This window comes from Mycolicibacterium arenosum, from assembly GCF_024320865.1.
Taxonomy (GTDB): Bacteria; Actinomycetota; Actinomycetes; order Mycobacteriales; family Mycobacteriaceae; genus Mycobacterium; species Mycobacterium arenosum.
This window is the reverse complement of record NZ_JANDBD010000006.1, coordinates 35,706-46,518: the sequence shown is the minus strand read 5'-3', so window position 1 is coordinate 46,518 and position 10,813 is coordinate 35,706. Positions and strand designations below refer to the sequence as shown.

General features: G+C 69.4%; 10 protein-coding genes. 8 read left to right on the top strand and 2 right to left on the bottom strand.

The genetic code is table 11. The features are described from left to right. Positions 1-10 precede the first annotated feature (10 nt). Complete coding sequence (locus tag NM203_RS15490) at positions 11-1,015, top strand: zinc-dependent alcohol dehydrogenase family protein (protein WP_255060907.1); 1,005 nt, start codon at positions 11-13, stop codon at positions 1,013-1,015. Between the two features lie 25 nt (positions 1,016-1,040). On the opposite strand, the gene NM203_RS15485 is transcribed toward NM203_RS15490, so the two are convergent. Beyond that, positions 1,041-1,544 (bottom strand): MarR family winged helix-turn-helix transcriptional regulator, encoded by a 504-nt coding sequence (locus NM203_RS15485; protein ID WP_255060906.1) that lies wholly within the window; start codon positions 1,542-1,544, stop codon positions 1,041-1,043. A gap of 94 nt (positions 1,545-1,638) precedes the next feature. On the opposite strand from NM203_RS15485, the gene NM203_RS15480 reads away from it, so the two are divergent. The 7 genes from NM203_RS15480 to NM203_RS15450 all read left to right on the top strand — a co-directional run bounded on the left by NM203_RS15480 (position 1,639) and on the right by NM203_RS15450 (position 10,374). Continuing rightward, positions 1,639-2,193: a VOC family protein gene (locus NM203_RS15480; protein ID WP_255060905.1), complete on the top strand. Its 555-nt coding sequence runs from the start codon at positions 1,639-1,641 to the stop codon at positions 2,191-2,193. A 3-nt stretch (positions 2,194-2,196) separates the two neighbouring features. After that, complete coding sequence (locus NM203_RS15475) at positions 2,197-2,613, top strand: DoxX family protein (RefSeq protein ID WP_255060904.1); 417 nt, start codon at positions 2,197-2,199, stop codon at positions 2,611-2,613. A gap of 70 nt (positions 2,614-2,683) precedes the next feature. Then, entirely contained in the window at positions 2,684-3,301 is a 618-nt protein-coding gene (locus NM203_RS15470) for a TetR/AcrR family transcriptional regulator (RefSeq protein ID WP_255060903.1), read from the top strand. An 82-nt stretch (positions 3,302-3,383) separates the two neighbouring features. Next, positions 3,384-7,895, top strand: coding sequence for an ATP-dependent helicase (locus tag NM203_RS15465; RefSeq protein ID WP_255060902.1), 4,512 nt, complete (start codon positions 3,384-3,386; stop codon positions 7,893-7,895). Positions 7,896-7,944: 49 nt separating this feature from the next. Then, a complete protein-coding gene (locus NM203_RS15460; RefSeq protein WP_255060901.1) occupies positions 7,945-8,436 on the top strand; it encodes a DUF2834 domain-containing protein in 492 nt (163 codons plus the stop codon). Positions 8,437-8,445: 9 nt separating this feature from the next. Then, a complete protein-coding gene (locus tag NM203_RS15455; protein ID WP_255060900.1) occupies positions 8,446-9,420 on the top strand; it encodes an NAD(P)H-dependent flavin oxidoreductase in 975 nt (324 codons plus the stop codon). An 18-nt stretch (positions 9,421-9,438) separates the two neighbouring features. Further along, the gene (locus tag NM203_RS15450) at positions 9,439-10,374 is read left to right on the top strand and encodes an SDR family NAD(P)-dependent oxidoreductase (RefSeq protein WP_255060899.1); all 936 of its coding nucleotides are present in this window, start codon (positions 9,439-9,441) and stop codon (positions 10,372-10,374) included. Here the strand turns inward: NM203_RS15450 and NM203_RS15445 are convergent. Further along, positions 10,371-10,799, bottom strand: a complete 429-nt coding sequence (locus tag NM203_RS15445; RefSeq protein WP_255060898.1) for an MOSC domain-containing protein — start codon at positions 10,797-10,799, stop codon at positions 10,371-10,373. The genes NM203_RS15450 and NM203_RS15445 overlap by 4 nt on opposite strands. Positions 10,800-10,813 lie beyond the last annotated feature (14 nt).

Genomic DNA, 10,813 nt, shown 5'->3' with positions numbered 1-10,813 from the left:
GAACACCGATATGAACGACACCATGAAAGCCGTTGTCCTCGAACGCTTCGGCGGTACCGACGTGTTCGAGCTGCGGGACGTCCCCGTGCCGAAGGTCGGACCCCGCCAGGTACGGGTGCGCGTTCATGCGACCGCCGTCAACCCGCTCGACTATCAGATCCGTCGCGGAGACTACGCAGATCTGGTGCCGCTCCCGGCGATCATCGGGCATGACATCTCCGGCGTGATCGAAGAGGTCGGAACGCACGTGACCGAGTTCCACGCCGGCGATGCGGTGTACTACACGCCCCAGATCTTCGGCGGCCCCGGCTCCTACGCCGAGCAGCACGTCGCCGACGTCGATCTCGTCGGCCGGAAGCCGGAGAACATCAGTCACCTGGAGGCGGCGAGCCTGACGCTCGTCGGCGGAACGGTCTGGGAGGCCCTGGTGACGCGGGCTCAGCTCACCGTGGGGGAGACGATCCTCATCCACGGCGGCACGGGCGGCGTCGGCACGATCGCAATCCAGATCGCGAACGCGATCGGCGCACGGGTGCTCACCACGGCGAAAGCAGCAGACCACGAGTTCGTGCGCTCGCTCGGAGCGGACGCGGCGATCGACTACACCTCGACCGACTACGTCGACGCCGTGGCCGAGATGACGCGAGGCGAGGGGGTCGACGTCGTCTTCGACACGATCGGCGGCGACGCGCTCACCCGAAGCCCGCTGGCGCTGGCCGACTCCGGACGCGTCGTCAGCATCGTCGACATCGCGCAGCCACAGAACCTCATCGAGGCGTGGGGTAGAAACGCCGCCTACCACTTCGTGTTCACCCGACAGAACCGCGGCAAGCTGGACGCGCTCACCACCCTGGTCGAGCGCGGTCTCGTGCGACCGGTGATCGGCGCGACTCTTCCGCTCGCGCGAACGGGCGAGGCCCACGAACTCCTGGAGAACCGACGGTCGTACGCCCTGCGCGGCAAGGTCGCGATCGACGTGGCGGGCGACACCGTCGCCCTGCCCACTCGCGTCTAGCGTCGATCACGTCGGCCAACTCCGGTTAGTCGCCGGGCCCGCGGTCGTAGCGGTGGTAGGTGGCCGACATCGCGCGGTCCGGATCGAGGCGACTGAGGATGGCTTCGGCGATGTCGGTGAGCTGACCCACCTGCTCGCCGGTCAACGCATCGATGACGTTGTCCCGAACCGTGGCCGCGTGTCCGGGCGCTGCCTGGCGGACCTTGCGCCAACCTGCGGCTGTCAGGCGTGCGTTGGTCGCCCTCGCGTTCTCCGGGCACGGAAGACGTTCGACCAGCCCGCGGTCCTCGAGCCGCTTCACGACGTGGGACAGGCGAGGAGGAGTCGAGTTCGTCTGTGCTGCGAGCGCGCTCATCCGCAGGGTCCGCCTGGGCGCTTCGGACAGCATCGCGAGCACGAAGTACTCGAAGTGCATGAGCCCCGCATCGCGACGTAATTGCGCATCCAGCACATTGGGCAGCAACTCGAGAATCGAGGCAAGCCGCACCCATGCCGCCTGCTCGCCTCGATCCAGCGGTTCGGAAGTCACCCGACCATCCTACTCGTACGGTTGTAGCTACAACAATCTCCCGTTAGGGTTCTTTGTTGTAGCTACAACCATGTGTACACGAGGAGCAACCGTCATGGCCGTCTCACCCGTCCGCTTGAACCACGCCGTGCTCTTCGTCGCCGACGTCGATCGCTCCGTGCGCTTCTACACCGAGGTGTTCGGCATGCAACTCGTCGGCCGCGAGGCACGGCTCGCGGGCGCCTTCCTGCGTCTGCCCCGGTCGGGGAATCACCACGACCTCGGGTTGTTCGGCGTGGCCGAAGCGGTTCCCCAGCCCGCTCGATCCGTCGGTCTCTACCACCTGGGGTGGCAGCTGGACACCGTCGACGAGTTGGTCGAGATGCGCCGGGTCCTGCTCGACGCCGGTGCCTACACCGGCGAATCGAGCCACGGTGCCACCAAGAGCATCTACGGCGCCGACCCCGACGGCAACCAGTTCGAGCTGATGTGGATGCTCCCCCGCGACCAGTGGGGCATCTACGAGAACGCCGCCGTCGTCGAGCGGCTCGATCTGGCAGAGGAATTCGAGACCTGGTCGGGACTTCCCACCGCCGGTGCACTCGTCCACGACCACCCCGTGGGGGGCGTCGCCCAACCCCACGCCGTGAACCCATCGAAGGAGAACTGACCGATGACCAATCCGATCCAGAAGCTCGACGCCAGGCTCAGCCCGCACGCGCCGACCGTACTAAGCATCTTCCGCGTGGTCGTCGGGCTGCTGTTCCTCTGCCACGCCACGTCACACCTCTTCGGCTGGCCGGTACCCGAACAGCAAGCACCAGTGGGCGTCTGGCCGTTCTTCTACGCCGGCGTACTCGAACTGATCACGGCGCTTCTGATCATCGTCGGGCTGTTCACCCGCATCGCCGCCTTCGTCGCCTCCGGTGTCATGGCGTTCGCGTTCTTCAGCCAGCACCTCCCCACCGGTGTCATCCCGATGACCAACGGCGGCGAACTCGCGGTCCTGTACTGCTTCGCGTTCTTCCTACTCGTCTTCACCGGCGGCGGTTCCATTGCACTCGACGCACGCACCGGGCACCACGTGTAGGCCTTGCCGAACAATGACGCGAGGGCCCCTCCTGCCCTGTCCAACACATGTGGAGTAATACCCTGGCTTCATGGCCGACCGCAGGCGGCTGTCCCCCGAGGACCGCCGCAACGAACTCCTCGCCCTCGGTGCCGAGGTGTTCGGTCAGCGTCCCTACGACGAGGTCCGCATCGACGAGATCGCCGAGCGCGCAGGCGTCTCGCGCGCACTCATGTACCACTACTTCCCCGACAAGCGCGCCTTCTTCGCGGCCGTCGTGCGCAACGAGGGCGAGAAGCTGTTCGAGGCCACCAACACGCCGCCCGACGCCGATGCCAGCCTGTTCGAGCAGCTCAAAGCAGGCGTGCTCGAGTACCTGCGGTACGACGAGGCCCACCCGCACGGCGCCTGGGCCGCCTACATGGGGATGGGCCGAAGCGACCCGGTGCTACGCGGCATCGACGACGTCGACAACGACCGCCAGGCCAACCGCATCATGACGCGCCTGCTCGACGCGATGGGCGAGGTCGACTCCAAGCTCGAGCGCGACCTGCGCGTCCTGGTCTACGGCTGGCTCTCATTCACCTTCGAGATGTGCCGCCAGCGGATCATCGACCCCTCGATCGACGCCGACTACGTGGCCGACTCCTGCGCCCACGCCCTGCTCGACGCCGTCGCGCGCGTGCCGGGCGTCCCCACACTCCGGTGACTCGCATGTCGAAACCCGCGGTCAGCGCGGGTAGGGACACGCGAATCGCGTAGTTGTCGGACCCTGCGGGCACCATGGGACGGTGGCCCGTAGAACAGCCGATCCGCTCGCTCGCTTCAGCGACCTGACGCGCGAGTGGTTCGCGGGCACCTTCCCCGCCCCGACGTCCGCACAGGCCGACGCCTGGGCCGCCATCGCGAACGGCGACAACACGCTGGTCATCGCCCCGACCGGGTCGGGTAAGACGCTCGCGGCGTTCCTCTGGGCGATCGATCAACTCGCCGGATCGGAGCCGCGCGCCCCCAAGGCCGGCACCCGTGTCCTGTACGTGTCGCCGCTCAAGGCGCTCGCGGTCGACGTCGAGCGCAACCTGTCAACGCCGCTCACCGGGATCGCACGCGTCGCCGACCGACTGGACCAACCCGCACCCAGCATCACGGTCGGCGTGCGCTCCGGCGACACCCCACCCAACCGCCGCCGCGAACTCATCGCCAAGCCGCCCGACATCCTCATCACGACGCCGGAATCGCTGTTCCTGATGCTGACGTCGGCGGCCCGCGACACGCTCGCCGAGGTCGACACCGTGATCATCGACGAGGTGCACGCCGTCGCGGCCACCAAGCGCGGCGCGCACCTGGCCCTGTCGCTCGAACGTCTCGACGCGCTGCTGGAGAAGCCCGCCCAGCGCATCGGCCTGTCGGCCACCGTGCGCCCGGCCGAGGAGGTCGCCCGCTTCCTCGGCGGCCAGACGCCCACCACGATCGTCGCCCCCAAATCGGAGAAGGTCTTCGACCTGTCCGTGCGGGTACCGGTGCCCGATATGGCCGACCTCGAGAACAACACCATCTGGCCCGACGTCGAGCAGCAGATCGTCGACCTCATCGAGACGCACGAGTCATCGATCGTGTTCGCCAACTCCCGACGGTTGGCTGAGCGACTCACCGCCCGGCTCAACGAGATTCACGCCGAACGACTGGGCATCGAATCCGAGGAGAAGCGCAACGACAAGGTCGGCGGCGGTGCACCGGCCTACGTCATGGGCAGCGGGCAGTCGTTCGGCGCCGAACCCCTGCTGGCCCGCGCGCACCACGGGTCGGTCAGCAAGGAGCAGCGCGCCATCGTCGAGGAGGAGCTCAAGAGCGGGCGCCTCAAGGCCGTCGTCGCGACGTCCAGCCTCGAGCTCGGCATCGACATGGGCGCAGTCGATCTGGTGATCCAGGTCGAGGCGCCCCCGTCGGTGGCCAGCGGCCTGCAGCGCATCGGCCGCGCGGGCCACCAGGTCGGCGAGGTGTCGCAGGGCGTGCTGTTCCCGAAGCACCGCACCGATCTGATCGACTGCGCCGTGACCGTGCAGCGCATGCTCGCCGGTCGCATCGAAACCATGCGGGTGCCGACCAATCCGCTCGACGTGCTGGCGCAGCACACCGTCGCGGCGGCCGCTCTGGAACCGCTCGACGCCGACCGCTGGTTCGACACCGTGCGCCGCAGCGCGCCGTTCGCGACGCTGCCGCGCAGCGCCTTCGAAGCGACGCTCGATCTGCTGGCCGGCAAGTACCCATCGACCGAGTTCGCCGAACTGCGGCCCCGCCTGGTCTACGACCGCGACGCGGGTGAGCTCACCGCCCGACCGGGTGCGCAGCGGCTCGCCGTCACCTCCGGCGGCGCCATTCCCGACCGCGGCCTGTTCACCGTCTATCTCGCGACCAACGCCGACACCGAGAAGCCCTCGCGCGTCGGCGAACTCGACGAGGAGATGGTCTACGAGTCGCGGCCCGGCGACGTGATCGCCCTCGGCGCCACCAGCTGGCGCATCACCGAGATCACCCACGACCGGGTCCTCGTCATCCCCGCCCCCGGCGAGCCCGCCCGGCTGCCGTTCTGGCGGGGCGACGCCGCGGGCCGGCCCGCCGAACTCGGCGAGGCCATCGGCGCGTTCACGGGCAAGCTGTCGACGATCTCCGCCGACGAGTTCACCGCGCAGTGTGATGCCATGGGGTTCAACGACTTCGCGACGGCCAACCTGCGCCAGCTGCTCGACGAGCAGAAGCAGGCCACCGGCACCGTGCCCACCGACACCACGTTCGTCGTCGAGCGGTTCCGCGACGAACTCGGCGACTGGCGCGTCATCCTGCACTCCCCCTACGGCCTGCGCGTGCACGGCCCGCTCGCGCTCGCGGTGTCGCGGCGGCTGCGCGAGCGCTACGGCATCGACGAGAAGCCCACCGCCTCCGACGACGGCATCATCGTCCGGCTACCCGACACCGAGGACACCGCGCCCGGTGCCGACATCTTCGTCTTCGACGCCGACGAGATCGATCCCATCGTCACCGATGAGGTCGGTGGCTCAGCGCTTTTCGCGTCGCGCTTCCGCGAGTGCGCCGCCCGCGCGCTGCTGCTGCCGCGCCGCCACCCAGGCAAGCGCTCGCCGCTGTGGCACCAGCGTCAGCGCGCCGCGCAACTTCTCGACGTGGCGCGCAAGTATCCGGACTTCCCGATCGTGCTGGAGACCGTCCGCGAATGTCTGCAGGACGTGTACGACGTGCCGATGCTGCGCGAGCTGATGGGCCGGATCGCGCAGCGCCGCATCCGGCTGGTCGAAGTCGAAACGGAGCGGCCGTCGCCGTTCGCCGCGTCGCTGCTGTTCGGGTACGTCGGCGCGTTCATGTACGAGGGCGACAGCCCGCTGGCCGAGCGACGGGCCGCCGCCCTGTCGCTGGACCCCACGCTGCTGGCCGAGCTGCTGGGCAAGGTCGAGCTGCGCGAGCTGCTGGACCCTCAGGTCATCGCCTCCACCATCGCCCAGCTGCAGCACCTCACCCCCGAGCGCGCCGCGCGGGACGCCGAGGCCGTCGCCGACCTGCTGCGCCTACTCGGCCCGCTGACGGAAGCCGAAGTGGCGCAACGCTCGACGGCCGACGACGTGGGCGGCTGGCTCGACGGGCTGCGCGCCGCGAAGCGCGCACTGACGGTGTCGTTCGCCGGCCGGACGTGGTGGGTGCCCGTCGAGGACATCGGCCTGCTGCGCGACGGTGTCGGCATCGCCGTGCCGATGGGCGTGCCCGCGAGCTTCACCGGGTCGGTCGCCGATCCGCTCGGCGAACTGCTCGGCCGCTACGCCCGCACCAACGGTCCGTTCACCACGCAGGAGGCAGCCGACCGGTTCGGGCTGGGCCTGCGCGTCACCGCCGACGTGCTGGGCCGGATGGCCGCCGATCACAAGCTGGTCCGCGGTGAGTTCACCCACGAGGCCGAACAGTGGTGCGACGCCGAGGTTCTCAAGATCCTGCGCCGCCGCTCACTCGCAGCAATGCGGGCACAGATCGAGCCCGTCAGCACCGCCGCGTTCGGCCGGTTCCTACCCGCGTGGCAACAGGTCGGCTCGTCGCGCAACTCGGGGATCGACGGGTTGCTGACCGTCGTCGAACAGCTGGCCGGTGTCGCGGTGCCGGCGTCGGCGATCGAGCCGCTGATCTTCGGGCAGCGCGTCCGCGACTATCAACCCGCGATGCTCGACGAACTGCTGGCGTCCGGCGACGTGACGTGGTCCGGCGTCGGGCAGCTCGGCACCGGGGACGGCTGGATCGCCTTCCACACCGCGGACACGGCGCCGCTGACCCTGGCGGTACCCGGTGAGCTGGAGTTCACCGACGTGCACAGGGCCGTGCTGGACATCCTCGGCCACGGCGGCGGCTACTTCTTCCGCCAGCTGTCCGACGCCGGTTCGGACGAGGCCGTGAAACAGGCGCTGTGGGAACTGATCTGGGCGGGCCGCGTCACCGGTGACACCTTCTCGCCGGTGCGCACGATGCTCGCGGGCACCGGCAAGCGCGGCGGCGCGCACCGGCAGAAGCAGCGGGCGCCACGGCTGTCGAGCTACCGCGTCATGCACGGGCAGACGCGCACCAGCGATCCGACCGTCGCGGGCCGGTGGTCGGCACTGCCGCTGCCCGAGCCGGATTCGACGCTGCGCGCGCACTTCCAGGCCGAGCTGCTGCTCAACCGCTACGGCGTGCTGACCCGGGGCGCCGCCGACGGTGTACCCGGCGGTTTCGCGATGCTCTACAAGGTGCTGACCGCGCTCGAGGACGCCGGTCGATGCCAGCGCGGGTACTTCGTCGAATCGCTCGGCGGCGCCCAGTTCGCGACCGCGTCGACCGTCGACCGGCTGCGCACCTACCTCGACGGCGTCGACGACCGCCGCGATTACAAGGCCGTCGTCCTCGCCGCGACCGACCCCGCCAACCCGTACGGCGCCGCGTTGCCCTGGCCGGGCGCACCCGAGGGGCACCGGCCCGGCCGCAAGGCGGGCGCCCTGGTGGTGCTCGTCGACGGCGAACTGACGTGGTTCCTCGAGCGCGGGGGCCGCTCGCTGCTGGCGTTCGCGGACAACACAGCGGACACCGACACCCACGTCGTCGCCGCAGCGGCGTTGGCCGACCTGGTCGGCAGGGGCACGCTGCGCGGCCTGCTGGTCGAGCGAGTCAACGGCGTCGCGGTGCTCGACCCGACCGTCGACGCGCTGCGCGACACGGTGCAGACCGCGCTGACGAACAACGGCTTCTCCCGAACCCCGCGGGGCCTGCGACTCCGCTGACTTTGTCAAAAGTGACAAAACTTGCCGCGGGCTCGCCGATACTGGCGGCATGGTCTCGCTCATCGTTCATCTGGTTCTGGGCATCGGGTGCATCGCCTGGATCGTCCGCGCCAACCGCCACGTGTTCGCCCGGCCCGCCACCGGCCCGATGTTCTCGCCGCTGGAAATCGCCTTCTACGTGATCGGCGTCGCGTCGATCGCGCTGGGCTACTACTTCAACCACCAGTTCGTCGTGGACTACGCCGGACCCGGCACCAATCCGATCTGGGGACCGGGCAGCTGGCAGCAGTTCATTCAACTCGGCTACGTCAACTCGGCGGCCGCGTCGCAGGTGCAGGACTACACGATCATCAACGTCCTGCTGCTCCCGTTGTTCACGATCGTCGACGGGTACCGCCGCGGAATCCGCAGGCCCTGGCTGTTCTTCGTGGCCAGCCTGTTCACCAGCTGCGCCTTCTCCTACGCGTTCTACTTCGCCGTGCTCGACCGGCTGCACCGCCAGGACAAGGCGGCCAAGGCACTGGAGAGCGTGCCTGCATAGAGTTGGTGCATGGGGGTTCGCACCGCACTGACCGACCTGCTCGGCATCGAGCATCCGATCGTCCTCGCGCCGATGGGCGGTGTCGCGGGCGGCGAGCTCGCGGGCGCCGTCTCCGAAGCCGGGGGCCTCGGCCTGCTGGGGGCGGGTGGCGGCCAGCGCGACTGGCTCGAACGCGAGATCGACATCCTGCGAGCCCGTACCGAAAAGCCCTGGGGCGTCGGACTACTCGCGTGGGCGCTGGAGCTGCCGACGCTCGAGTGGGTGATCGCACAGCGACCGTCGATGATCATGGTGTCGTTCGGCGACCCCGCGCCGTTCGTTCAGTCCGTGCGTGCCGCCAATATTCCGCTCGCCGTTCAGGTGACGACGCTGTCCGACGCGCGGCAGGCTCTCGAACTGGGCGCCGACGTCGTGGTGGCGCAGGGGGCCGAAGCGGGCGGGCACGGAGAGGGCCGCGGCACGCTGCCGTTCGTCCCTGCGGTGGTCGACGTCGCCGGTGACACCCCGGTGCTGGCGGCCGGTGGTATCGCCGACGGTCGCGGACTGGCGGCCGCCCTGGTGCTCGGTGCGGCCGGCGCCGTCATCGGCACCCGTTTCGAGGCGACGCCGGAGGCACTGCTCAGCGCCGAGGAGACGGCCGCGATCGTCGCTGCGAACGCCTCGGGCACCACGCGCGACCGGGTACTCGACGTCGCGCAGGACTCCGCCTGGCCCCGTCGCTTCACGGCGCGCACGCTGCGCAACAGGTTCACCGACACCTGGCACGACAAGGAGGACGCGCTGAGGTTCGACTCCATCGCCAAGGAGGAGTTCACGGCGGGCGTCGACCGCGGCGACATGGACTATCTGCCGATCTGGGCGGGCGAGGCCGTCGACCTCATCGCGGGTGTGGAGCCGGCGGCGGCGGTCGTCGAGCGCATCGCCGACGAGGCGCGGTGGGCACTGAACAGTGTCCGGACGAATCCGGGAACACCACCCGACTGAGCGGCGTTACACGTCGTCGTGAGCCAATCCCTGATCACCACGCCGTTCGGAGCCGACTCGACCGCCGCGGAGGTGATCGACGGCGTCGACCTCACCGGTAAGCGCGCCATCGTCACCGGCGCCGCGTCCGGGATCGGCGTCGAGACGGCGCGAGCCCTGGTCAACGCGGGTGCCGAGGTAACGCTGGCCGTCCGCGACGTGGACGCGGGACGCCGGGTGGCGGCCGAACTCGGCGGCATGACGTCGGTGGCGCCCCTGGATCTGTCCAACCTCACCAGCGTCGACGAGTTCGTCGCCGCCTGGCAGGGACCGCTGCACATCCTGGTCAACAACGCGGGCGTGATGGCCGTGCAGGAGCGCACGATCTCGCACAGCGGCTTCGAACTCCAGTTCGCGACCAACCACCTGGGCCACTTCGCGCTGGCGGTGTGCCTGCACGAATCGCTCGCCGCGGCCGAGGGCGCCCGCATCGTCTCGGTGAGCTCCAGCGGGCACCTGCGCTCACCGGTCGTGTTCGACGACATCGACTTCGCGTTCCGCGAGTACGACCCGTTCGCCGCCTACGGGCAGTCCAAGACCGCGAATGTGCTCTTCGCCGTGGAGGTTTCGCGACGATGGGCCGACGACGGCATCGTCGCCAACGCCCTGATGCCAGGTGGCATCCTGACGGCACTGCAGCGACACCTCGATCCTGCGTTCGGCGCGGAGTCGGAAGAACGCTTCCGCGCCGCGGGCAGCAGGCTCAAGACCCCTCAGCAGGGCGCCGCCACCTCGGTGCTGCTGGCGGCGTCGCCACTGGTGGACGGCGTCGCGGGCCGCTACTTCGAGGACTGTCGGGAGGCCGCCGTCGTCGACCATCGCGACGACTTCGGTATACACGGCGTCGCGCCGTACGCCCTCGACCCCGACAACGCCGAGCGGCTGTGGGATCTCTCCCTGAAGCTGATCGGCTAGCCGATCTCGACCGGGTCGCCGACGCGGATGATGCCCGAGCCCATCACTCGGCAGACGGAGCCGCCGCGCCCCTGCAACGCGTCCATCGCGCCGCGGCCGATGTCGTCGTCGAGTAACCGGCACGGCGGCATGATCCGAACCACGTGCAGTTCCGCTTCGCCGATCCGTATCGGGGTGCCGAGCTTGGTAGGGATGTCCCCGGAGTCCACGGTGATGTTGCGTCGCGTCGCCCCGACGTCGAAGTCGCGACCGAGTTCCTTCGCCGCCAGGTGCACGAGTTCACGCGACTGAATGGTGACGTGCCGGTACGTGGTGCCGTGGTAGCGGTCGCCCACCAGGCCCTTACCCTCCTCGGCGACAACCGAATTCACCGAGCGCACGGGAATCCGCCGCCCCGGCGCGATGTGGATGGCGACGACCCGCACACCGTGACCTTAAT

Coding starts and splice junctions, on each gene's coding strand:
- NM203_RS15490 (WP_255060907.1), top strand. CDS start 11: ATGAACGACACCATGAAAGCCGTTGTCCTCGAACGCTTCGGCGGTACC.
- NM203_RS15480 (WP_255060905.1), top strand. CDS start 1,639: ATGGCCGTCTCACCCGTCCGCTTGAACCACGCCGTGCTCTTCGTCGCC.
- NM203_RS15475 (WP_255060904.1), top strand. CDS start 2,197: ATGACCAATCCGATCCAGAAGCTCGACGCCAGGCTCAGCCCGCACGCG.
- NM203_RS15470 (WP_255060903.1), top strand. CDS start 2,684: ATGGCCGACCGCAGGCGGCTGTCCCCCGAGGACCGCCGCAACGAACTC.
- NM203_RS15460 (WP_255060901.1), top strand. CDS start 7,945: ATGGTCTCGCTCATCGTTCATCTGGTTCTGGGCATCGGGTGCATCGCC.
- NM203_RS15455 (WP_255060900.1), top strand. CDS start 8,446: ATGGGGGTTCGCACCGCACTGACCGACCTGCTCGGCATCGAGCATCCG.